The organism is Vibrio sp. Hep-1b-8, assembly GCF_006124995.1.
Classification (GTDB): Bacteria; Pseudomonadota; Gammaproteobacteria; order Enterobacterales; family Vibrionaceae; genus Vibrio.
This window is the reverse complement of record NZ_QEWN01000119.1, coordinates 1-24,564: the sequence shown is the minus strand read 5'-3', so window position 1 is coordinate 24,564 and position 24,564 is coordinate 1. Positions and strand designations below refer to the sequence as shown.

21 protein-coding genes are annotated in these 24,564 nt (G+C 45.5%); 11 read left to right on the top strand and 10 right to left on the bottom strand.

The genetic code is table 11. The annotated features are described in order from the left end of the window. A partial coding sequence (locus DA100_RS16425) for a DHHA1 domain-containing protein (protein WP_138973123.1) occupies positions 1-1,260 on the top strand: 1,260 nt, incomplete at its 5' end. Positions 1,261-1,448: 188 nt separating this feature from the next. Here DA100_RS16425 and DA100_RS16420 read toward each other — a convergent pair. Next, positions 1,449-1,661, bottom strand: a complete 213-nt coding sequence (locus DA100_RS16420; protein WP_171052240.1) for a hypothetical protein — start codon at positions 1,659-1,661, stop codon at positions 1,449-1,451. A gap of 262 nt (positions 1,662-1,923) precedes the next feature. On the opposite strand from DA100_RS16420, the gene pdhR reads away from it, so the two are divergent. From pdhR to lpdA, 4 genes are all read left to right on the top strand, one after another. Continuing rightward, on the top strand, positions 1,924-2,715 hold the full coding sequence (pdhR, locus tag DA100_RS16415) for a pyruvate dehydrogenase complex transcriptional repressor PdhR (RefSeq protein ID WP_138973121.1): 792 nt from the start codon (positions 1,924-1,926) through the stop codon (positions 2,713-2,715). 31 nt (positions 2,716-2,746) lie between these two features. Then, positions 2,747-5,410: a pyruvate dehydrogenase (acetyl-transferring), homodimeric type gene (aceE, locus tag DA100_RS16410; protein WP_138973120.1), complete on the top strand. Its 2,664-nt coding sequence runs from the start codon at positions 2,747-2,749 to the stop codon at positions 5,408-5,410. A 19-nt stretch (positions 5,411-5,429) separates the two neighbouring features. Further along, complete coding sequence (aceF, locus tag DA100_RS16405; RefSeq protein WP_138973119.1) at positions 5,430-7,346, top strand: pyruvate dehydrogenase complex dihydrolipoyllysine-residue acetyltransferase; 1,917 nt, start codon at positions 5,430-5,432, stop codon at positions 7,344-7,346. A gap of 264 nt (positions 7,347-7,610) precedes the next feature. Beyond that, entirely contained in the window at positions 7,611-9,038 is a 1,428-nt protein-coding gene (lpdA, locus tag DA100_RS16400) for a dihydrolipoyl dehydrogenase (protein WP_138973118.1), read from the top strand. A gap of 122 nt (positions 9,039-9,160) precedes the next feature. Here lpdA and DA100_RS16395 read toward each other — a convergent pair whose 3' ends face one another. Then, complete coding sequence (locus tag DA100_RS16395) at positions 9,161-9,781, bottom strand: LuxR/HapR/OpaR family quorum-sensing transcriptional regulator (RefSeq protein WP_138973117.1); 621 nt, start codon at positions 9,779-9,781, stop codon at positions 9,161-9,163. Positions 9,782-10,098: 317 nt separating this feature from the next. On the opposite strand from DA100_RS16395, the gene hpt reads away from it, so the two are divergent. Then, positions 10,099-10,629 carry a hypoxanthine phosphoribosyltransferase gene (hpt, locus tag DA100_RS16390; RefSeq protein ID WP_138973116.1) on the top strand — a complete coding sequence of 177 codons (531 nt, stop codon included), beginning with the start codon at positions 10,099-10,101 and terminating at the stop codon, positions 10,627-10,629. Positions 10,630-10,694: 65 nt separating this feature from the next. Here hpt and can read toward each other — a convergent pair whose 3' ends face one another. Then, complete coding sequence (can, locus tag DA100_RS16385; protein ID WP_138973115.1) at positions 10,695-11,363, bottom strand: carbonate dehydratase; 669 nt, start codon at positions 11,361-11,363, stop codon at positions 10,695-10,697. A 397-nt stretch (positions 11,364-11,760) separates the two neighbouring features. On the opposite strand from can, the gene DA100_RS16380 reads away from it, so the two are divergent. From DA100_RS16380 to DA100_RS16370, 3 genes are all read left to right on the top strand, one after another. Beyond that, positions 11,761-13,431, top strand: coding sequence for a SulP family inorganic anion transporter (locus DA100_RS16380; RefSeq protein ID WP_138973114.1), 1,671 nt, complete (start codon positions 11,761-11,763; stop codon positions 13,429-13,431). Between the two features lie 172 nt (positions 13,432-13,603). Continuing rightward, on the top strand, positions 13,604-14,521 hold the full coding sequence (locus tag DA100_RS16375; RefSeq protein ID WP_138973113.1) for an ABC transporter ATP-binding protein: 918 nt from the start codon (positions 13,604-13,606) through the stop codon (positions 14,519-14,521). Position 14,522: 1 nt separating this feature from the next. Continuing rightward, positions 14,523-15,293 (top strand): ABC transporter permease, encoded by a 771-nt coding sequence (locus tag DA100_RS16370; protein WP_138973112.1) that lies wholly within the window; start codon positions 14,523-14,525, stop codon positions 15,291-15,293. A 59-nt stretch (positions 15,294-15,352) separates the two neighbouring features. Here the strand turns inward: DA100_RS16370 and panC are convergent, their stop codons facing one another. From panC to sfsA, 7 genes are all read right to left on the bottom strand, one after another. Further along, entirely contained in the window at positions 15,353-16,255 is a 903-nt protein-coding gene (gene panC / locus DA100_RS16365) for a pantoate--beta-alanine ligase (RefSeq protein ID WP_138973111.1), read from the bottom strand. A 12-nt stretch (positions 16,256-16,267) separates the two neighbouring features. Beyond that, the gene (panB, locus tag DA100_RS16360) at positions 16,268-17,062 is read right to left on the bottom strand and encodes a 3-methyl-2-oxobutanoate hydroxymethyltransferase (protein WP_138973110.1); all 795 of its coding nucleotides are present in this window, start codon (positions 17,060-17,062) and stop codon (positions 16,268-16,270) included. Positions 17,063-17,084: 22 nt separating this feature from the next. After that, positions 17,085-17,570, bottom strand: a complete 486-nt coding sequence (folK, locus tag DA100_RS16355; protein WP_138973109.1) for a 2-amino-4-hydroxy-6-hydroxymethyldihydropteridine diphosphokinase — start codon at positions 17,568-17,570, stop codon at positions 17,085-17,087. A 2-nt stretch (positions 17,571-17,572) separates the two neighbouring features. Continuing rightward, entirely contained in the window at positions 17,573-18,934 is a 1,362-nt protein-coding gene (pcnB, locus tag DA100_RS16350) for a polynucleotide adenylyltransferase PcnB (RefSeq protein WP_171052239.1), read from the bottom strand. A gap of 81 nt (positions 18,935-19,015) precedes the next feature. Then, a complete protein-coding gene (gene gluQRS, locus DA100_RS16345) occupies positions 19,016-19,906 on the bottom strand; it encodes a tRNA glutamyl-Q(34) synthetase GluQRS (protein WP_138973107.1) in 891 nt (296 codons plus the stop codon). A gap of 77 nt (positions 19,907-19,983) precedes the next feature. Continuing rightward, a complete protein-coding gene (dksA, locus tag DA100_RS16340) occupies positions 19,984-20,430 on the bottom strand; it encodes an RNA polymerase-binding protein DksA (protein ID WP_006878271.1) in 447 nt (148 codons plus the stop codon). A 139-nt stretch (positions 20,431-20,569) separates the two neighbouring features. Next, positions 20,570-21,283 (bottom strand): DNA/RNA nuclease SfsA, encoded by a 714-nt coding sequence (gene sfsA / locus DA100_RS16335; RefSeq protein ID WP_138973106.1) that lies wholly within the window; start codon positions 21,281-21,283, stop codon positions 20,570-20,572. A gap of 54 nt (positions 21,284-21,337) precedes the next feature. On the opposite strand from sfsA, the gene hrpB reads away from it, so the two are divergent. Both hrpB and DA100_RS16325 read left to right on the top strand, forming a co-directional pair. Continuing rightward, the gene (gene hrpB, locus DA100_RS16330) at positions 21,338-23,791 is read left to right on the top strand and encodes an ATP-dependent helicase HrpB (protein ID WP_138973105.1); all 2,454 of its coding nucleotides are present in this window, start codon (positions 21,338-21,340) and stop codon (positions 23,789-23,791) included. After that, positions 23,788-24,564 (top strand): transglycosylase domain-containing protein (locus tag DA100_RS16325; protein ID WP_171052238.1); only part of this gene is annotated, 777 nt, incomplete at its 3' end. The genes hrpB and DA100_RS16325, both read left to right, overlap by 4 nt.

Sequence of the window (24,564 nt, the reverse complement as noted above, 5' to 3'; positions counted from 1 at the left end):
TTGCCTGGTCACGAACTGCCAGATGTTGACGCAATGGTCAATCCCAATTTGCAGGAATGCGCTTTTCCCTCTAAAGCTTTGGCGGGCGTTGGTGTTGCCTTCTACTTGATGATGGCGCTGTGTGTACATATGCGCAAAAATGGTTGGTTTACCCAACAAGGAATGGCTGAACCAAAGCTGATGGAACTGATTGATTTAGTGGCATTAGGCACGGTTGCCGATGTGGTGCCACTGGATGAAAACAACAGAATCTTAGTTCATCAGGGTTTGCAGCGAATTCGCGCCGGTAAAGCGCGACCAGGTATTCAAGCCTTAATCGAGGTAGCCAAGCGTGATGCTCGTCGGCTGGTTGCGTCTGACTTCGGTTTTGCTCTAGGACCGCGCATCAATGCGGCTGGACGTTTGGATGACATGTCGTTTGGCGTTGAGTTGCTGTTGAGTAACAATATTCATGCTGCTCGTCGTATGGCGAGTGAACTGGATGGTCTGAATCAGACACGAAAAGAGATCGAAGAAGGCATGAAACAGGAAGCGATGGCTTTCTGTGAGCGTCTGCAATTCGGTGAAACTGATATGCCACATGGTTTGGTGTTGTTTCAAAGAGACTGGCATCAGGGCGTGATCGGTATTCTGGCTTCACGTATCAAAGAGAAGTTTCACCGTCCGGTCATCGCGTTTGCTGATGGAGGGGAGGGGACGATTAAGGGATCTTGTCGCTCAATTCCCGGTTTGCACATGAGAGATGTATTGGATCGCATTGATACCCAGAATCCTGGAATGATCATTAAGTTTGGCGGCCATGCAATGGCGGCAGGTTTAACCATCGAGGAAAAAAACTTTGCACGTTTCTCTCAGTTATTCGATGAGGCGGTAAAACAGGACTTAGATGATGCAGCGCTCAAAGGTGTGATTTTATCCGATGGCGAATTGGCGCCAGAGGAGTTCTCAATGCATATTGCTGAAATGCTGCGCTCAGGTGGTCCTTGGGGGCAGGCGTTTCCCGAGCCTGTTTTTGATGGAGAGTTTAAAGTTTTGCATCAAAAGCTGGTGGGGGAGAAACACCTCAAACTAATGCTCGAGCCTTTGCACAAAGGCCATCCGACCAATATTCTGATCGATGGTATTGCCTTTAATGTCGACTTACGTCGTTGGCCTGATGCATCAGTTAAAACGGTTCGATTAGCTTATAAGCTCGATATCAATGAGTTTCGTGGTAATCAGTCGCTGCAGTTGATGATAGATCATATCGAGGCGAAGTAGGGCGAGAGCGGGCTACGCCCTTAGAGATGTGAGAACGCTTCGCTCCGAGAATCGAGAAATTAGAACGCTGCGCTTCGAGAACGGACTTCGTCCTACGAGAATTTAGAACGGGCTGCGCCCTTCGAGAGGTGCACGTTATAGATGCTGAGTAGGTATCTGATACAGAGTTTATTGTTAGGGACTTACGTCTAAAATCCAGAAAAAAAGGTTGACGCTTTCACGTCAACCTTCCAAGATTTTCTCGCTTCTCGCTTCTCGCTTCTCGCTTCTCGCTTCTCGCTTCTCGCTTCTCGCTTCTCGCTTCTCGCTTCTCGCTTCTCGCTTCTCGCTTCTCGCTTCTCGCTTCTCGCTTCTCGCTTCTCGCTTCTCGCTTCTCGCTTCTCGCTGTCTTTTCGCGACACATCCCATTCATATTCTTTTAAAACTAAAAAGATAAACCGTGACCCCTAGCACGTTACATGCCCATCTGTTTATAAATTGTAATTGGTCTGACCAATTTAATTGCTGTTTTAATCAGCCATTGTTATCAAAGTGTTGATGTAAGGGTTGTTCTATGATTTGGGTCAATTTTTGACTGGAACTTGCGTTTTAATTATGTTAATTTTTCTGCCAACTTGAAATTGGTAATACCAATTGACTGCAAAGAGTAGAAGAAAAACAACTATGGCTTATCAAAGGATTCGTCAGCCAAAACTTTCTGATGTCATTGAACAAGAATTGGAAAGGCTGATAGTGGAAGGAACATTGTCTCCGGGGCAGCAGTTGCCACCAGAGCGTGAGTTAGCGAAGCAGTTCGATGTCTCACGTCCTTCAATCCGTGAAGCGATACAACGCCTAGAAGCTAAGCGTCTTCTTACTCGTCGTCAGGGCGGCGGCACATTTGTTAGTGAGAGTATTTGGACAAGCTTTTCTGATCCTCTGCTAAATTTATTGTCTAGCCACTCTGAAACTCAGCTGGACTTACTGGAAACTCGCCATGCGATGGAAGGTATTGCGGCTTACTTTGCAGCAGTTCGTGGAACCGAGGAAGACTTTGCGCGTATTCAGGCTTGTCTGAAAAACATCAGCGAAGAGCAAACGAAGAAAAATGTCGAAGCGGAAGCTGTAGCTGTTATGCAGTTTTTGATTGCTTTAACGGAAGCTGCACACAACGTAGTGTTGCTGCATATTGTTCGTAGTTTGGCTCCTTTGCTTGAGCAAAACGTCTTACAGAATTTAAAGCTCTTACATCGCCGCGATGAAGTGGTCGAGAAAGTAAGTAAACACCGAGCTAATATTGTGGATGCGATTGTTTCGGGTCAGCCGGAAAAGGCACGTGAAATGTCACACTCACACTTAGCTTATATCGAAGAAACATTGTTGGATTTGACTCGTGAAGAGTCACGCAGAGAGCGCTCTTTGCGTCGAATTCAGCAAGGTAACGATTCTTTAAACAAGAAACGGTTACTTAAATAAGTAGATCCAACCAATAGAAGGATAGATCGCCATGTCTGATATGAAGCATGACGTAGATGCACTGGAAACTCAAGAATGGCTTCAAGCACTTGAGTCAGTTGTACGTGAAGAAGGTGTAGAGCGTGCTCAGTTCCTATTAGAGCAAGTTCTAGACAAAGCACGTCTAGACGGTGTTGATATGCCAACAGGTACCACAACTAACTACATCAACACGATTCCTGCAGACCAAGAACCCGCTTACCCAGGTGACACAACACTTGAGCGCCGTATTCGTTCTATCATCCGCTGGAACGCAATCATGATCGTTCTACGTGCATCTAAGAAAGACCTAGAGTTAGGCGGCCACATGGCGTCTTTCCAGTCTTCTGCTGCATTCTACGAAGTATGTTTCAACCACTTCTTCCGCGCTCCAAACGAGACGGACGGTGGCGATCTAGTTTACTACCAAGGTCACATTTCACCGGGTATCTACTCTCGTGCATTCGTTGAAGGTCGTCTGACTGAAGAGCAGCTAGACAACTTCCGTCAAGAAGTAGACGGTAAAGGTATCCCATCATACCCGCACCCTAAACTAATGCCTGAGTTCTGGCAGTTCCCTACCGTTTCTATGGGTCTAGGTCCAATTTCTGCGATCTACCAAGCGCGTTTCCTTAAGTACCTAGAAGGCCGTGGTCTGAAAGATACTTCAGCTCAACGTGTTTATGCCTTCCTAGGTGACGGTGAGATGGATGAGCCAGAATCACGTGGTTCACTTTCTTTCGCTGCGCGTGAGAAGCTAGATAACCTATGTTTCCTAGTTAACTGTAACCTGCAGCGTCTAGACGGCCCTGTAATGGGTAACGGTAGCATCATCCAAGAGCTAGAAGGCCTATTCAAAGGCGCTGGCTGGAACGTTGTTAAAGTTATCTGGGGTAGCAACTGGGATGCACTGCTTGCTAAAGACACAACTGGCAAGCTTCTACAGCTAATGAACGAAACTGTAGATGGTGACTACCAAACATTTAAATCTAAAGATGGCGCATACGTACGTGAGCACTTCTTTGGTAAATACCCAGAGACAGCTGCACTCGTTGCAGACATGACTGATGATGAAATCTTCGCACTTAAGCGTGGTGGTCACGAGTCTTCTAAACTGTACGCAGCATACAAAAACGCAGCGGAAACTAAAGGTCGTCCAACTGTAATCCTAGCTAAGACTGTTAAAGGTTACGGCATGGGTGAAGCGGCTGAAGGTAAGAACATCGCGCACCAGGTTAAGAAGATGGATATGACTCACGTACTACACCTACGTGATCGTCTAGGTCTACAAGACATCCTAACTGACGAAGCAGTGAAAGAACTTCCGTACCTGAAACTTGAAGAAGGTTCAGCGGAATACGAATACCTGCACGCTCGTCGTAAAGAACTAAAAGGTTACACGCCACAGCGTCTGCCTAAGTTCACTCAAGAGTTTAAAGTACCTGAGCTAGAAGAGTTCGCACCGCTACTAAGCGAGCAGAAGCGTGATATCTCTACAACAATGGCTTACGTTCGTACTCTTAACATCCTGCTTAAAGACAAGAACATTGGTAAGAACATCGTTCCTATCATCTGTGACGAAGCACGTACTTTCGGTATGGAAGGTCTGTTCCGTCAGATCGGTATTTACAACCCGCACGGTCAGAACTACACGCCACAGGATCGCGACATTGTTTCTTACTACAAAGAAGCGACATCTGGTCAGGTTCTACAGGAAGGTATCAACGAGCTAGGCTCAATGGCTTCTTGGGTAGCGGCTGCAACGTCTTACAGTACTAACGATCTACCAATGATCCCATTCTACATCTACTACTCAATGTTTGGTTTCCAACGTGTAGGTGATATGGCATGGCTAGCTGGTGACCAACAAGCACGTGGTTTCCTACTAGGTGCAACTGCTGGTCGTACAACGCTGAACGGTGAAGGTCTACAGCACGAAGATGGTCACTCGCACATTATGGCGGGCACAGTTCCTAACTGTATTTCTTACGATCCAACGTTCGCATACGAAGTTGCCGTTATTATGCAAGACGGTATCCGTCGCATGTACGGCCCTGAGCAAGAGAACGTGTTCTACTACCTAACAGTAATGAACGAAAACTACGCGATGCCAGCGATGCCTGAAGGCGCGGAAGAAGGCATCCGTAAGGGTATCTACAAGCTTGAATCTTACGCTGGTGACAAGTCTAAAGTTCAGTTGATGGGCTCTGGTACTATCATGAACGAAGTTCGTAAAGCGGCAACAATCCTAAGTGAAGAGTACGGCATTGCATCTGACGTGTTCTCTGTAACGTCATTCAACGAGCTAACTCGTGATGGTCAAGCGGTAGAGCGTGACAACATGCTGCACCCAGAAGCAGAAGACAAAGTACCTTACATTGCTCAAGTTATGGGTACAGAGCCAGCGATCGCAGCAACTGACTACATGAAGAACTACGCAGAACAAGTTCGTGCGTTTATGCCTTCTGAGTCTTACAAAGTACTGGGTACTGATGGCTTTGGTCGTTCTGACAGCCGCGAAAACCTACGTCGTCACTTCGAAGTGAACGCAGGTTACGTTGTAGTAGCAGCGCTCTCTGAACTAGCTAAGCGTGGTGATGTTGAGAAATCAGTAGTAGTTGAAGCTATTGCTAAGTTTGACATCGACACTGAAAAAACTAACCCGCTATACGCTTAATTGAGAAGGTAGATAAGAAATGGCAATCGAAATTAATGTACCAGACATCGGTGCGGATGAGGTTGAAGTTACTGAGATTCTTGTAAGCGTTGGCGACAAGGTTGAAGAAGAGCAGTCTCTGATCACAGTTGAAGGCGATAAAGCTTCTATGGAAGTTCCTGCATCTCAAGCAGGTATCGTTAAAGAAATCAAAATCGCAGAAGGCGACAAGGTTTCTACTGGTTCTCTAATCATGCTATTCGTTGAAGAGAATGTCGAAGCCGAGGGTGCAGCTGAAGCTGCACCTGCTCCTGCGGCAGAAGCGGCTCCAGCTCCAGCAGCAGAACTGAAAGAAGTTTTCGTACCAGATATCGGTGGCGACGAAGTAGAAGTGACTGAAATTATGGTTGCAGTTGGCGACAGCGTTGAAGAAGAGCAATCTCTTCTGACTGTTGAAGGCGACAAAGCTTCTATGGAAGTTCCAGCACCATTTGCAGGTACTCTAAAAGAGATCAAAGTAGCCGCTGGCGATAAAGTATCGACTGGCTCTCTAATCATGGTATTCGAAACAGCCGGCGCTCCATCAGCGGCACCAGCAGCAGTAGAAGCTCCAGTTGCAGAAGCTCCAGCAGCCTCTGCAGCAAAAGAAGTGAACGTGCCTGATATTGGTGGCGACGAAGTAGAAGTGACTGAAATCATGGTCGCAGTTGGCGATACAGTGGAAGAAGAGCAATCGCTAATCACTGTTGAAGGCGACAAAGCTTCAATGGAAGTTCCTGCACCATTCGCGGGTACGGTTAAAGAAATCAAGATTGCAGCTGGCGACAAAGTGTCTACTGGCTCACTCATCATGATTTTCTCTACAACGGCAGGCGAAGTGGCGGGCGCAGCGCCTGCACCTGTAGCAGCTCCAGCACAAGCAGCAGCGCCTGCAGCGGCAGCTCCTAAAGCAGAAGCACCAGCGGCAGCTCCTAAAGCAGAAGCACCAGCGGCAGCAACTGGCGATTTCCAAGAAAACAACGAGTACGCACATGCGTCTCCAGTTGTTCGTCGCCTAGCTCGTGAATTTGGCGTTAACCTATCTAAGGTTAAAGGCACTGGTCGTAAGAGCCGTATCCTGAAAGAAGACGTTCAGTCTTACGTTAAAGAAGCGCTTAAGCGTCTTGAGTCTGGCGCAGGTGCAGCAGCATCTGGCAAAGGTGACGGCGCGGCTCTTGGTCTACTACCATGGCCAAAAGTTGACTTCAGCAAGTTTGGTGAGACAGAGGTTCAACCTCTATCACGTATCAAGAAGATCTCTGGTGCGAACCTACACCGTAACTGGGTAATGATCCCTCACGTTACACAGTGGGATAATGCAGACATCACTGAGCTAGAAGCATTCCGTAAAGAGCAGAACGCGATTGAAGCGAAGAAAGACTCTGGCATGAAGATCACTCCACTAGTGTTCATCATGAAAGCGGCAGCTAAAGCACTTGAAGCGTTCCCAGCGTTCAACTCGTCTCTATCAGAAGATGGTGAAAGCCTAATTCTGAAGAAATACGTGAACATCGGTATCGCGGTAGATACGCCAAACGGCCTAGTTGTTCCTGTATTTAAAGACGTGAACAAGAAAGGCATTTACGAGCTATCTGAAGAGCTAATGGTGGTTTCTAAGAAAGCACGTGCTGGTAAGCTTACTGCAGCAGATATGCAGGGTGGCTGTTTCACGATTTCAAGCCTTGGTGGTATCGGTGGTACTGCGTTTACTCCAATCGTTAACGCGCCAGAAGTTGGTATCCTAGGTGTATCTAAATCTGAAATTAAACCAGTTTGGAACGGTAAAGAATTTGAACCGCGTCTACAACTTCCACTATCTCTATCATACGACCACCGTGTGATCGATGGTGCGGAAGGTGCACGTTTCATTACGTTCCTAAATGGCGCACTATCAGATATCCGTCGTCTAGTTCTTTAATTCGATAGACGATTAAGAGGCGGCAATTAAGCCGCCTCTGTTAATAATAATTACCAGACAATTTGGTAGCAGACCTTAGATTCAATAAGGTTTTACCCATCGAATTGTTGTCTAGCTCACAGGCTAAATTGATTTACTTTTCACTCCATTAACATCTCTGTAAACTGTTGGCGGTCTGAAAATAACTGTTTAAAACAAATCGACTTGAACATATAAATCAATACCCACTCAGCCTGTTAGGGATAATGACTACAAGAGGTCACAATGAGCAAAGAAATTAAAGCCCAAGTTGTTGTACTTGGTTCTGGTCCTGCTGGTTACTCAGCTGCATTCCGTTGTGCAGATTTAGGTCTTGAAACTGTACTTATCGAGCGTTACAACACCCTAGGTGGTGTATGTCTGAATGTTGGTTGTATCCCATCTAAGGCGCTTCTACACGTTTCAAAAGTAATTGAAGAAGCTAAAGCGATGGCTGAACACGGCGTCGTTTTCGGTGAGCCACAAACAGATATCAACAAAATCCGTATCTGGAAAGAGAAAGTTGTAAACCAACTTACTGGTGGTCTTGGCGGTATGGCTAAGATGCGTAAAGTTAACATTGTTAATGGTTATGGTAAGTTTACTGGTCCTAATACTATTCTTGTAGAAGGTGAAGGCGAGTCAACAACGGTTACTTTTGACAACGCTATCATCGCAGCAGGCTCTCGTCCTATCAAACTGCCATTCATTCCACACGAAGATCCACGTATCTGGGATTCAACGGATGCTCTAGAGCTGAAAGAAGTACCAGGAAAACTACTGATCATGGGTGGTGGTATCATCGGTCTAGAAATGGGTACGGTATACCAGTCTCTTGGCTCTAAGGTAGACGTCGTAGAGATGTTCGACCAAGTTATCCCAGCGGCAGATAAAGACATCGTTAAAGTTTACACCAAGCGTGTGAAGAACAAGTTCAACCTAATGCTAGAAACGAAAGTGACAGCGGTTGAAGCGAAAGAAGACGGTATCTACGTTTCAATGGAAGGTAAGAAAGCGCCAGCAGAAGCTGAGCGTTACGATGCTGTTCTTGTTGCTATCGGTCGTGTTCCAAATGGTCTATTGATTGATGGTGAGAAAGCGGGTCTAGAAATTGACGAGCGTGGCTTCATCAAAGTCGATAAGCAGATGCGCACTAACGTTCCTCATATCTTCGCGATCGGTGACATTGTTGGTCAACCAATGCTTGCTCACAAAGGTGTGCATGAAGGTCACGTTGCAGCAGAAGTTATTTCTGGTAAGAAACACTACTTTGACCCTAAAGTTATTCCTTCAATTGCTTACACTGAGCCAGAAGTGGCGTGGGTTGGTAAGACTGAGAAAGAAGCGAAAGCGGAAGGCATTAACTACGAAACAGCGACATTCCCATGGGCTGCATCTGGTCGTGCGATCGCTTCAGACTGTTCTGATGGTATGACTAAGCTAATCTTCGACAAAGACACGCACCGTGTAATTGGTGGTGCTATCGTTGGTACTAACGGTGGTGAGCTACTAGGTGAAATCGGTCTAGCTATCGAGATGGGTTGTGATGCGGAAGATATCGCTCTAACTATCCATGCTCACCCAACTCTACACGAGTCTGTGGGTCTAGCAGCGGAAGTGTTTGAAGGTACTATCACTGACCTACCAAACCCTAAAGCGAAAAAGAAAAAGTGATTTTTTCGTAGAGACGCTAAAAACCGCTGATTGTTCAGCGGTTTTTTTATTGTTCAATTTCGCCAAGACAGAAAAAAGGCCTACTCAACAAAGGGTAGGCCTTTAACATTTACTCGTAAAAATTATGCATTCTCAGCATGCTTGTAGATACAAAGCATATTAAGGTAGCTTTGTGTCAATCGAGACATAACCATTTCATCTTGAATTCGGTTGGCTTGAACAAACAGTGAATAGAAGATTCCGTGGAATAACGTAGCCAGATGTGAAGGTTCATGTTGTTCACATACTTCACCACGTTCGATCGCTTTAACAAACATATTTTGTACTAATAGCTGGTTAGTACGGTTGGTAGTCACAAACAGTGGCCACACTTCATCACGAGTCGATGCGCTCCACTCAAACCAAACTTTTAGCCAATGGCAGTCATTAACCACCAAATCAACCATATTGTTGGTTAGATTGTTTAAGTTTTCCTTCGCGTGGATATCCAAATCGATATTGTCTGAGAGGAAGTTTGAGAACTGACGTACTACGTAGTTAAGTACATCATCAACAAGATCTTCGCGAGTAGGGAAATAGTTAAAAACGGTAGCGACAGAGACTTGTGCAATTTCAGCAATATCAGCGTGACCACCACGCCCGATGCCACGACGTGCAAACACTTCGAGAGCGATTTCCATTAATTGCTGCTTACGTTTTTGCGGTGATAGACGCGTACGCGGTCTTTTAGCTATAGAGTCCATAGTTAATTTCCTTGCCAAATGAGTTGTTAATATAATTGTCTGGGCTTTGCCCTATTTTAGTATTTTATAAATTGCATGACGCTCTATGAGTGTAATGGTGCATATGTGTCAGGTCAACGATTTCTGCTTATTTTATAATCACTTTTGTTAATATCGTGCTAAAGATCAACCTGAAACATTAAATTTATCGATCATTATTTTAGGCAAACGTTTTTCCTTGATGCTGGCTAGTGCTAAACTACGCCCTTAAAGCATCAGACTGTACGTAAGTGGTCATTCATTGACCTGGTACAGAGAACGTGAAAAACGAGATTGATATGAAACATACAGTAGAAGTAATGATTTCTGAGCAAGAAGTCAGCGAGCGAGTAAAAGAGTTAGGTAAGCAGATTACTGAGCACTACCAAGGTAGTGAAGATCTAGTCATGGTTGGTTTGCTACGCGGATCATTCGTATTTATGGCGGATCTGGCTCGCTCGATTGAGCTTACTCATCAAGTTGATTTTATGACCGCTTCTAGTTATGGCAACACGATGGAAAGTTCACGTGATGTTCGCATCCTTAAAGATCTTGATGACGACATCAAAGGTAAGGATGTTCTGCTTGTAGAAGACATTATTGATACAGGTAATACGCTAAATAAGGTTAAGGAGATTTTGAGTCTTCGTGAGCCTAAATCAATCGAAATATGTACTCTGCTAGACAAGCCATCTCGTCGTGAAGTTGACGTGGATGTTAAGTGGATTGGTTTTGAAATACCTGACGAATTTGTTGTTGGTGTTGGTATCGACTATGCACAGAAATACCGTCACCTACCATACATTGGCAAAGTTGTACCTCAAGAGTAAGTAAAACTCTGTGAAGTGACGCAAAGCAAACGCCCGCATTCAATAGTGGGCGTTTTTGGTTGTGCTTAACGACACAGTAAATGGTGTTCTGGGTTCAGAATCGATTCCATTGCTTTCTGGTATGACGTATCTACAGACTCCCGAGAGCTGGAGCGAACCCCTAAATACTCGAGTTTGCCATCACCGATACCATAGACTACGCCATGAATTTCGACTTCTTGTCCACGTTCCCAAGCGTTTTGTAAGATAGTGGAGTTACCCAGATTATAAACCTGCTCCGCGACATTGATTTCGCCCAATTTGTCAGCACGCTTATCTACAGGCATGGCATCTAAATAATTACGGTGCTTGAAGTAGAGATCTCGAATATGCAGTAACCAGTTATTGATAAGACCGAGTTGTGGGTTGTCAATCGCGGCGTTAACACCACCACAACCGTAGTGACCACAAACGATAATGTGCTTAACTTTGAGCACATCGACGGCATATTGGACGACAGAGAGGCAGTTGAGGTCGGTGTGTATTACCTGATTGGCGACATTTCGGTGAACAAACAACTCCCCCGAGTAAAGTCCGGTAAGACGTTCTGCGGGTACGCGACTATCTGAGCAACCAATCCAAAGAAAGTCTGGGTTTTGGCCTTCTTCTAACTTCGCAAAGTACTCGGGATGTTCTGCTTTAATCGATTCTGACCATTTGGAATTGTTTTTAAATAGCTGTTTAATTTCCGGCATTTCTTCACAACCTTTAAAATATACTTGCACCACTATACACAATGTTACAATTTCCTTCCTAGTTAAATTGGCCAAAAAGGTACTCATCTGACGTGTTTGAGCGCCAAAAATCATAAACTTAGTCGTTATCCTAACAAATGGCTATAAAGTATGAGTTATAGGATGCGATTAATACTTATCTCTACTCGATAACATTTGATAACATGATGTAAATAGCGCTATTTCGCAGCATTTAGCGTCATTTTTGCCTACAAATTCTAAGGTTATGCTGTCTAAGAACGAGCATAGATGGATGTGACTTTAGAGTAAGACGTTGTAATGCCAATACATAACCACAGTGGCGTCACCATCGACGGTGTCTGTGGGTAATGTTGAGTAATAAGCATGGAGCAAAGTTGTGTTCGCGAGTCGTTTTGAAGATATAAATCTCAGAGGGGATTTGTTTGGTGGTGTGACAACCGCCATTATTTCTTTACCGTTAGCACTTGCTTTCGGTGTCGCTTCAGGAGCGGGTGCTGAGGCTGGCCTTTGGGGAGCCATCATGGTCGGCTTATTTGCGGCCTTGTTTGGTGGATCAAACACACTGATCTCTGAACCTACCGGTCCTATGACGGTTATCATGACAGCGGTACTCACCAGTATGGTGGCGAAGTACCCAGAAACCGGTATGGCAATGACGTTTACTGTTGTTATGATGGCAGGTGCATTCCAAATTTTACTCGGTACGTTGAAGCTTGGAAAATATGTCACTTTAATGCCATATAGCGTGATCTCCGGCTTTATGTCGGGAATTGGCGTTATATTAATTATTCTCCAACTCTCTCCACTACTCGGTCATGCCGCCCCATCCGGTGGCGTCATGGGAACGCTTTCTGCGTTGCCAGAAACGGTTGCTAACATGAGATTTAGCGAGCTGTTTCTTGGTTTGCTAACCCTAGCGATTCTGTTCTTCTTTCCTAAACATTATCGTAAGTATGTTCCAGCTCAATTAGTCGCACTGATCGTTGTGACCTTACTTTCCGTCATTCTATTTGATACCGATGCCATCCGTCGTATTGGTGAGATCCCAGCAGGACTGCCTTCTTTGGTGATCCCTCAGATTGATTCGGCGATGTTTACTGAGATGGTGATCGATGCCTTAGTGCTGGGTACTTTAGGCTGTATTGACACCTTGCTGACTGCGGTCATTGGTGACTCCTTAACGCGCAAAGAACATGACTCAGATAAAGAGCTTCGTGGCCAAGGTTTGGCAAACATGATCTCAGGTCTGTTTGGCGCTCTGCCTGGTGCAGGGGCAACAATGGGAACGGTTACCAACATCCAAGTTGGTGCACGCTCTCCGTTATCTGGTGTGATTCGTGCTCTGGTGTTGGCACTGGTGGTTCTTGTCGCGGGTGGTTTGACTGAGCCAATTCCAATGGCGGTGCTAGCCGGTATTGCTGTCTATGTCGGTTTCAATATCTTAGATTGGAGTTTTATCCAACGCGCGCACAAAGTCAGTTTTTCTGGTATGGCGATCATGTACGGTGTCATGCTGCTGACAGTATTCGTTGATTTGATTGCAGCTGTCGGACTGGGTGTATTTATCTCTAATATTATTATTATTGAGCGTTTAAGCCGTGAGCAAGCAAGACAAGTGAAAGCCATCAGTGATGCAGATGAAGATGATGTGCCTTTAACCGACAGTGAACGAGGCTTGTTGGATAAAGCGAATGGTAAGGTTCTCTTTTTCTACTTGTCTGGACCGATGATTTTCAGTGTATCTAAGGCAATTTCGCGTCAACATAGCAGCATTTCTGACTATGAAGTCATGATTCTAGACTTGACCGATGTACCAATGATTGATGTTACGGTGGGACTGGCGCTGGAAAACGCTATCAAGGACGCATTGGATGCTAAATGTCAGGTTTACTTGCTATGTCCGAATGAACAGACACGCCAACAATTGGATAAATTCCACGTCATTGACTTAGTGCCTGAAGGGAACACTTATAAATTCCGCTATGAAGCATTAAAAGCCGCAGTGAAGCATGTGGGAAGTGATGAACATCAGGACGAAGCGATATAAGTCTGATGTTTTAGAGTAAAAAAAGTGCCACCGACCTCGTTCGGTGGCGTTTTTATTTGTGGCTAAGTTAGGTAAATATTATTTCCAAAATATTCGAAAGGTTTAATTGTAATCATCGTCATTCAACGATAAACTAAATTTCGAATACGCAAAGCAATGGCAGTCGTAACTTATGTATGCATTAGAAATTGAGCAGCTCCGCAAAACTTACGCGGGGGGACTTGAAGCGCTAAAAGGCATTAGCTTAAATGTCAAAAAAGGTGATTTTTACGCCTTACTCGGTCCAAATGGTGCCGGAAAATCGACCACGATCGGAGTCATATCATCTTTGGTTAATAAGAGTTCTGGTCAGGTAAAAGTGTTTGGTTTTGATATTGATAAAGATCTTGAGCTAGCCAAACAGCACCTCGGTCTTGTGCCACAAGAATTCAATTTTAATCAGTTTGAAACCGTTGAACAGATAGTGCTTCAGCAGGCTGGTTACTATGGTGTGTCAAAATCCGTAGCCAAAGAGAGAGCAAAAAAGTATTTATCTAAGCTCGATCTGTGGGAAAAACGTAGCGAACGTTCACGAAATTTGTCTGGCGGGATGAAGCGACGTTTAATGATCGCTAGGGCTCTTATGCACGAACCTCAGCTATTGATTCTGGATGAACCTACTGCGGGTGTCGATATTGAACTACGCCGTTCAATGTGGGAGTTCCTGAAAGAAATCAATCAAGAGCAGGGGATCACTATCATTCTAACGACTCACTATCTAGAAGAAGCTGAAATGTTGTGCCGTAACATTGGGATCATCAATAAAGGTGAACTGATCGAAAACACCACCATGAAGGCGCTACTGAGCAAACTGGATGTGGAGACATTTATTCTTGATCTTGAAGAAGGCTCGGCACAACCAGAGTTGCAGGGTGTGAAGAGTCAGATTTTTTCTAATGACTCGTTAGAGATCGAAATAGAGAAAAATCAGGGATTGAATGGCATATTTTCTCAGCTATCGGAGCAGGGTATTAAGGTGCTGTCGATGCGTAACAAAGCCAATCGTCTTGAAGAGTTGTTTGTCAGTATTGTACGAGAGGGGAGCCAATAATATGTATCATTTATATTGGACTGCATTTTGTAGCCTGCTGACTAAAGAGGTTAACCGTTTTACTCGTATCTGGGTACAAACACTGGTGCCACCCGCCATTACGATGACTTTGTACTTCATCATTTTCGGTAGCCTAATTGGTTCGCGAATTGGTGAAATGAATGGTTTCAGCTATATGGAATATATCGTCCCGGGATTGATCATGATGTCGGTGATTACCAACTCATATTCTAACGTGGCCTCCTCTTTCTTTAGTGCGAAGTTTCAGAGAAATATAGAAGAGTTGTTGGTCGCGCCAGTACCAAATTATGTGATCATTTTAGGCTTTGTGATGGGCGGGGTCGTGCGTGGTTTATTGGTTGGTACGATCGTTACTTTTGTGTCATTGTTCTTTGTTGATCTCCAAGTTGATCACTGGGGCATTATCATCGCAACGGTATTTATGACCTCAGTAGTCTTTGCATTGGGCGGTTTGATCAATGCGGTCTATGCTAAAACCTTCGACGATATTTCGATCATTCCAACCTTTGTGTTGACTCCACTGACCTATCTTGGTGGTGTGTTTTACTCCATCAGCTTGCTACCAGAGTTTTGGCAGGGGGTGTCGAAGATCAACCCAATCGTCTACATGGTAAACGCATTCCGTTATGGCTTTCTCGGTGTCTCTGATGTCGGTATAGTCACTTCATTCAGTGTTCTTGGTGTTTTTGTCGTCCTGCTATACGGCGTTGCACATTATCTAGTGACACGAGGAATTGGCTTGAGAAGCTAAAGAGTAAGATAACAAAAAGGGTTGGCGTAAATGCCAACCCTTTTTTTGGGAAGATTTAGTTATTCCGCCGAGATCGAAGTCGATTCAGACGGATCTTCTTCTTTGCTCTCAACTGAGATTTCCACCACTTGATTATCAATCAGGCGTGCTTTACCTAAGAACGCAGACATCAAGATAACGATCTGCGTGGTTTCAGCGGATACCACTTGAAGTGTACGGGCGTCGCGAATGAAGATTTCATCTGGGTGTAGCCCGGCAGCGCGTAATTGATCGCTGGCATCTTCAATTACAGACGCGTAGTCATCGCGGCCACCACGAATGGCGCTACTGATCCAACGCATCGTACGTGCCAGAACAGGGGCTCGTTGGCGTTCGTCAATCGTGAGTAAGCCATTGCGTGAGCTCATTGCCAGTCCATCCATTTCACGAACGGTTGGTACGCCAATGATTTCGGTATCCAGAGCCAAGTCTTCAGTCATTTTGCGAATAATGGCGAGTTGCTGGAAGTCTTTTTCACCAAAACAAGCAACGTCGGGTTGTACGATATTGAATAACTTGGTGACAACGGTCGCGACGCCACGGAAATGCCCTGGACGAGACGCACCTTCAAGAATATTAGACAGCACAGGGACTTCAACAGTGGTCTGATTCTCAATTCCCAGAGGATAGATAATCTCTGGAGTCGGGGTAAAGGCCAAATCAACGCCTTCGGTCATTAACTTGCTTAAGTCATCATCTAACGTGCGTGGATAGTTGTTGAGGTCATCAGCACGATCAAACTGCATTGGGTTTACGAAGATGCTAACAACAACGATGTCCGCATTCTCGCGAGCCTTACGGACTAACGTAAGGTGACCTTCATGGAGGTTACCCATAGTTGGTACAAACGCAACTTTGCGGCCATCACGTTTGTGCTGTTTGATTTGCTCACGCAGAGCGGAAATTTCAGCAAAAGTTTGCATGGCTATCATTCCTTAGGCGATTGTATGTGCTTCGTCAGGGAAGGCACCGCTTTCAACATCTTGCTTGTACTTAGCGACAGCGCTGCGCATATCACCCGTTTCAGCAAGGAAGTTTTTCGAGAATTTTGGCATGTAGTTAGCTGAAATGCCGAACATATCGTGCATCACTAAGATCTGGCCGTCAGTCACATTACCCGCACCGATGCCGATCACTGGTACTTCACACACTTCGGTGATGCGCGCTGCAAGTTCTTGCGGTACACACTCAAGTAGGATGATTTGAGCCCCTGCCTCTTGTAGTGCAAGTGCATCACGTACCATGCGATCCGCTTTGTCTTGCTCACGACCTTGAACTTTGAAGCCACCAAAGATGTTGACTGACTGTGGCGTCAGGCCGAGGTGTGCACAGACAGGAACGGCACGCTCTGTGAGTGTTTTCACTGTGTCGACTAACCAGTCGCCACCTTCAATTTTGACCATATTGGCGCCAGCACGCATTAAAGCAGCCGCGCTCTCACAAGCTTGTTCAGGCGTGGCATAGCTCATAAATGGCATATCAGCCATTAGTAGGCAGTTTGGGCTGCCAGCACGCACACAGCGCGTGTGGTAGGCAATATCATCGACAGTCACTGGTAGTGTGTCACGAGTGCCTTGTAAAACCATTCCTAGTGAGTCACCGACTAGCAGCACCGGCATCTCTTGGCTTTCAAATAACTGAGCAAAGCTCGCATCGTAAGCGGTAGAAGTGGCAAATTTACGACCTTCTTGCTTCCATTTCATCAAGTCGCTAATAGTAATTTTTTTCATAATTTTTCCTTACAGGAGTTGGCTATGATTGCCAAATACGCAGACCGTTTTGCTCAACGACTTTAAGTAAGTCTTCCAGTCTGGTCCCACATGGGAGGGTTAAATTTGGTGCGATTTCTGCGAGCGGGTAGAGCACGAATTCACGCTCTTTCATTCCATAATGAGGAACGACCAAACGCTCGGAATCAATCACCTCATTGCCATAAAGAATCAAATCGAGATCTAAGGTTCTTGGGCCCCAGCGTTCTTCTTTACGGACACGCCCTTGCTCTAGTTCAATTGTTTGTGTGCAATCGAGTAGTTCAAGAGGCGTTAATTCGGTTTTAATTTCGACAACTGCGTTGATGTAGTCAGGTTGATCCTGAGGCCCCATCGGTGTACTGCTGTACAGCGATGAGGTTTGGATAAACTCGGACTTAGGGAGTTGTTTTAAGGCATCAATTGCCGCATTAGCTTGAGAGACAGGATCACTAAGATTACTGCCTAGTGCGATAAAAACAGTGATCATTGTTATGCCTTAGGCTTCTTCTTGCGGTAGTTCTTACGGCGGCGCTGTTTAGGTTGACCTTCGATTGAAGCGTCAAGATCTGCCACCATAGCTTGGCGCATATTGCGACCAGCGTTCTGGAACGTTTCCCACCATTTGGCTAACTGTGCGGTTTCACCTTGTTCCACTTCACCTCGCATTTCGAGGAAGTCGTAGCCAGCACGGAACTTGTTAAGTTCCATTAGACGGAATGCGCGTTTGCCATTACGACGTGGCATACGCAGCTGGAGCTGCCAAATTTCGCGGATAGTCGCGGTGTGGCGGCGTGGGATCGCAATTGTTCGAACTTGATCATCAAGTACAAAGTTGCTTGCTTCCATTATCGCGTCGTAGAACGAGAGATTGCGCTTTTCCATCAGCTGTTTGGCTTTCTCTTGCAGTGGATACCACAGCATGGCTGCAAACATAAATGCAGGGTTGATGCGTTTACCTTCTTCGATACGCTGATCAGTAGAATCGAGCACGAGATCCAGCATTTGCTCAGTTTGCGATGAGTAATCTTCAGTGAAGAACTCAGCAATAGTCGGGAAAAGCTGTTGGAAAAGGTTGTATTCACGCATCAGATGATAAGTTTCTAGGCCATGGCCAGACTGAAGCATTTTAAGGGACTCTTCATAGAGTCGTGCAGCAGGGATCTCTTGCAGTAATGTTGCCAGTTCTTCTATCGGAGCTGCGGTGTCTTCTTCAATATCGAAGTCCAGTTTTACCGCAAATCTGATCGCACGCAGCATACGCACTGGATCTTCGCGGTAACGGGTATCAGGATCACCAATCAGGCGAATGAGTTTATCCTCTAAATCTTCGATACCACGTGCGTAATCGTGGATAGAGTAATCGCCGATGTTGTAATACATTGCGTTGACGGTAAAGTCGCGGCGTTCAGCATCTTCATCTATGGTGCCATAGACGTTGTCACGCAAAAGCATGCCTTCTTTTGATTGCTGAGAAACGTTTTTACTAGGTTCTTGGTGGTGGCCTCGGAAGGTCGCCACTTCGATAATGTCACGACCAAACATAATATGCGCCAGGCGGAAACGGCGGCCAATGAGACGGCAGTTTTTAAAAAGCTGTCTGATTTGTTCAGGGGTTGCATTGGTCGCGATGTCGAAATCTTTCGGCTGCTGAGAAAGCAGCAAGTCTCGAACACCGCCTCCGACAAGATATGCGTCGAAGCCTGCACCATGAAGACGGTATAGCACCTTCAATGCATTATCACTGATCTGTTTGCGCGAGATATTGTGCTCTTGGCGAGTAATAATATTTAGAGCGAGCTCAGAAAATTTTCCTGTTTCGCCGGGTGTATAATCGATTTTATTCATGTGCATATGGCAATAATTGGTCAAGCCAACCTTGCTTGAGTTTAATTTCTTAGGCCCATAAGGGGCGAATTTGCGGCTAATAATAGCTTACAGCGAGCGGTTTGAGAATATTGGTGTGATCTCGGTCGATGAAGGCAGTTGTGATAAGTGCCAATTCTCTATCCCCCAAAGGATGATTTCATCTAAGCTCGCAGTACTAATTTCTTCATCAATATCAAACCCTAAGAATGTCATAGCATCGATGAGTGCTGGCTTAGGATTCTGGTTATCAATGGCTTTCGCATGATTTTGTTTGGACAATTTTTGTCCATTATTATCAAGCGCTAAAGGCAGATGCAAATAGTTTACAGGTTTAGCATCAAGCATTTGATATAAGCTGATTTGTCTTCCGGTTGGCTCAATCAGATCTGCCCCTCTGACGACTTCCGTCACCCCTTGGTCAATATCATCTAATACTACAGCAAGGTTGTACGCAAATAAGCCATCTCGTCGCTTTATAATAAAATCTTCATCTGCCAGAGCAGTTGGAATGTTGAGTATACCGTGGCGCCTATCTTCAAACTGATACACGGGATGAGACATTCGCAGACGAACGGCACATTGTTCACCATTAGTGAGTTTAAGATCGCGGCAAGTACCAGTGTAAAAGCCACCTAACTCTTTAATTTGCTTGCGTGTGCAATGGCAAAAATACGCTTGGCCAGAGTCTAACCAACGATCAATCTGTTGTTGGTAAAGTGAATGACGTTGACTTTGGTAAACGACCTCTCCATCCCAGTGAAGGTGGTATGCCTCCAGCGTTTCCAAAATCAGGCGGCTAGCGCCCGGCATTTCGCGTGGGGGATCTAAATCTTCAATTCGAACTAGCCATTTACCTTGGTTAGATTTTGCTTGAAAGTAACTGCCAAGCGCAGCGATCAGTGAACCAAAATGAAGAGGTCCTGAAGGGGATGGGGCGAAGCGACCGATGTAACTCATAGTATTATTGCGCTAATAGGTATAACAAACCAAAAAGGGAGCCAAGGCTCCCTTCAGTAGTCATAACAAAGCCGTAATTAGCCTTGCATTTGCTTCTCTTTGATTTCTGCAAGAGTTTTACAGTCAATACAAAGGTCAGCCGTTGGGCGTGCTTCTAAACGACGGATACCGATTTCAACGCCACAAGATTCACAGAAGCCAAAATCATCTTCTTCAATCTTATTAAGAGTTTTTTCAATTTTCTTGATTAGACGACGCTCACGATCACGGTTGCGTAGTTCTAAGCTGAACTCTTCTTCCTGAGACGCGCGGTCAACTGGATCTGGAAAGTTTGCTGCTTCATCCTGCATGTGGTGTACAGTGCGATCAACTTCTTCCCTGAGCTGGTTGCGCCAAGCGGACAGAATTTTTGTAAAATGAGCCATCTGCTCAGGTGACATGTATTCTTCACCTGCTTTCTCTTGGTATGGCTCAACCCCTGCAATGGCTAGAATGCCTAGCGCTTTTTTCTTTGATTCTGGCATGCAGCATCTCCTACTAACACCTAGTCAACTGCGCTCGCAGTTTATTTTAAGGCGGGTATCTATAGCAAAAAGAATCTTGTGAGGCAAATACTGGTGAGTAAACTTACTGTCAATGTGAAGGTTACATCACTTTTGTTTGTTAATGGCTGAAATCTAGCGCCTTAACCAGCTTTATCTCATGGTGTGAAAGTTGTGCTTTATAGCACAGGATTTCCACCCCTTGTTCTTGTGCATATTTAAGTAATTGTGAATAGTCGGCGTCTATATGGTGGGCAGGAGATACTTTTTCAATACCTGAATGTAAAACAGTGAATAAAAGTACAGCTCTGCTTCCATTTTGAGCCATCTGAGCCAGCTCTCTCAAATGTTTTTGACCTCTAGTGGTCACTGCATCAGGGAAATAGCCTTGGCCTAATTTGTCCTCATCCAATAAGGTGACGCTTTTTACCTCTATATAGCATTTTGGTTTATTTTTAGCGTTGAGCAAGATATCAATCCGGCTATTTTCATTGCCATATTTTACTTCAGTTTGAAGTTGGTCGTACTCTTGAAGTTCAGTTATCACCCCAGACTTTATCGCCTCGACTGCTAATTGGTTAGCGCGAGCGGTATTAATGCAGATGCGATGACCCGCTTGCGTCTCACTCAACTCCCAGCTATTTGGGTACTTGCGTTTAGGATTGTCTGAGGTCGAGTACCAAACTTTATTTCCCGGAGTGGCGCAACCCGTCATAGCACCAGTGTTGGCGCAGTGAATGGTTCGTTCACTACCATCAGGTAAAGTGATATCCGCTAAAAAGCGTTTATAGCGCCTAATGAGGACAGCAGGCTCAAGTATAGGTTCAAACTTCATTTACAACTGGATTTATGTACAATATTTGCATTATTACACCATAAGGCCTTCCCATTGTCACAACTGCCTATTCAAGGCGTGATGCCAGATTTACTCTCTGGTATTCGCTCAAGCTCGCAATTGATCCTTAAAGCTGCTCCAGGAGCCGGTAAATCGACCTATTTTCCTTTGCAACTGCTTCTCGAACGAGCGGTGGAAGGAAAAATGGTCATGTTGGAACCAAGACGGCTTGCAGCACGCAATATCGCCCGTTATTTGGCTAACCAATTGGATGAAAGTGTGGGGCAACGGGTGGGTTATCGTGTTCGAGGCGAGAACAAAACGAGTACGAATACTCAGTTAGAAGTGGTGACGGAAGGGATTCTGACGCGAATGATTCAATCGGATCCGGAGTTAACGGGTATCGATTTGATCATTTTTGATGAATTCCATGAGCGCAGTATCCATGCTGACACTGCGCTGGCTTTCTGTTTGGAAATTCAGGATGCACTGCGTGAAGATCTTAAATTGGTCGTGATGTCTGCAACATTAGACCAAAATGCGTTAAGTCAATTGCTTCCCCTTGCGACCTATATTGAATCTCATGGGCGAAGCTACCCTGTTGAGTATCGTTATCAGCCAGCGAAACCAAATGAGCGACTCGAGGATCTGATGGCCAAACAGATTACCTCTCTTATGGCGAAAGAAACCGGCTCTTTACTTGCGTTTTTACCGGGGGTTTCTGCCATCAAACGCGTTGAAGAGCGTTTGCATAACCTCGCCGACGATATTCAGGTCTGCCCATTATATGGTCAGTTAGATTTTGCACAGCAGCAAGCCGCTATCGAACCTTGTCAACAAGGTAAAAGAAAAGTGGTGTTAGCGACCAATATTGCTGAAACCTCCCTGACAATCGAAGGGATCAGATTGGTGGTCGATTCAGGGTTGGAGCGAGTAGCCAAATTTGATTTGAAAAGTGGTATTACAAGGCTCCAGCAAGTTCGTATTTCCCAATCTTCGGCAGAGCAGAGAGCAGGACGTGCGGGACGTATCGAATCGGGTATTTGTGTCCGCCTTTACAGCGAATCTCAACTTGCGCAACAGCCCTACGTTCCCCAAGCTGAGATTCTTCATTCCGACTTATCAAATTTAGTTTTAGAGTTGGCTCAGTGGGGAACCCAGAACCCTGCCGAATTAAGCTGGCTGGATGTGCCGCCTTCGAGCGCAATCAGTCAGGCAAAAGGGTTATTGTGTCAGCTCAACTTATTGGATGAAAAAGGCCAACTGACGGAATCAGGCTCACTGGCTGCCAAATTAGGATTAGATCCAAGAATGGCAAGCCTTATTGCCCGAGCCGAGCATTCACAGGCGACAGCAATTGCTGTTGTCGCACTGTTGGAAGAGCCTGAGCGAAACACGATTAACTTTATGCATAGTGTTCATCGCTTAAAAGAAGGCCGCCATAGCCGACAGAAAGTCGTTCTACAACGCGCAAATACGCTTGCCAATAGACTAGGGTGTCGGTTTGAACTTGCGGCGCTTGATGAGTCACTGGTGGCTCCTTTGTTGGCCACGGCGTTTCCTGATCGAATCGCCCAAGCGAGAAGTCATCAGCAGGGGCGATTTATTCTTGCCAATGGACATGGTGCTGAACTGCAAGAGGTTGAAAAGCTGGCTGCAAGTGAGTATTTGGTGGTTATCGACCTGATGCGCAGCCAGTCTGACTCTTCAATGATTTATTCTGCTGTCGAACTGGATATGTTTGTTTTACACAATCTCTTTCCCGATCTGTTTGTGGAGCAAGAGGTTGTTGACTGGGATGAGCAGAAAGGGCGACTTATTGCTGAACAACAGCGTAAACTTGGTCGCTTAGTGGTAGAGAGGAAAGCATTGCCTGAGCCACCTCGCGAAAAAATGACGCAAGCTTTACTTAATTTCATTCGTCGTAACGGTCTTTCGGTATTAAATTGGACGCCACACAGCCTTGAGTTACTGGAAAGAGTGCGTTGCGGTCAAGAATGGTTGCCAGAGCAAGCGTGGCCCGAGTTAACAGACAACGCACTGTTAGACAATTTAGAGCAGTGGTTAGAACCATATCTCAATGGGATTGGATCGGTTAAAGCGCTAAGCAAAGTCGAATTAGAAGCGGCGTTATTGGCGTATTTAGGTTGGCCACTGAACCAAGACATTGATAAATGGCTACCAACGCATTACCAGTTGCCGGCAGGCAGTAAGAAAAAAATTCGCTATCAGCAAGGTCAGGAGCCCGTGTTATCAGTACGAATGCAAGAAGTATTTGGTGAGCAGGCTTCTCCAGAAATAGCACAGGGCAGGAAGCGTTTAGTTTTGGAACTACTCTCTCCGGCGCAGCGACCTCTGCAAGTGACCCGAGATCTTGCTAGCTTTTGGGCGGGTGCTTATATCGAAGTGCAAAAAGAGATGAAAGGTCGCTACCCAAAACACGTTTGGCCTGATGATCCCGCTAACCATGTAGCGACAACGAAAACAAAACGACAATTGAACTCATGACCAAGAAAAATACCACCACAACCAGTAAGGCAAAAACACCCACAACCGCCAAGAAGCCATCTGGTAAACGAAGCGCGAAATCGCCTCAGCGTAAGCCTAGTAAGCCGCCCCAACGTAGGTGGCTGAAAACATTATGGGGCATTAGCTGGAAGGTCGGCTTAGCTGGCTTCGCTTTGTTGCTGTTTGTTGGTATCTATCTATATAGTGTGGTTAAACAACGCTTTGAGGGGCAATTATTTGATTTGCCTACTGTGGTTTATGCGCGAATCCTTAACTTGGCTCCGGGCGAAGATATTACGATTCAAGAAGTGCGCAATGAGTTAGACGTGCTCAATTACCGCAAAGTCCGCCAACCTCGCTACCCTGGCGAGTACTCTTCTTCTTCGACAAAAATTGAAGTGATTCGTCGACCATTTGAATTTAGTGATGGTCCAGAGCCTGATCGTCATGTGATGCTCCATTTCTCTTCAAGCCAGCTAGAGCGCATTCAATCACTAGAAAAGAAAGGCGATTTAGGCTACTTACGTATTGAGCCGAAAATGCTTGGTATGTTGGAGAAAAACCACGATGAACAGCGGCTGTTTTTGCGTCGAGACCAGTTCCCAGAAGTCATGGTAGATGCCCTACTCGTCACAGAAGATCGCAACTTTTACCAACATGATGGTGTTTCGCCTGTTGCGATTGCACGAGCGATGGTTGCTAACGTAAAGGCGGGCAGAACTGTGCAGGGTGGCAGTACTCTGACTCAGCAGTTGGCCAAGAATATTTTTCTA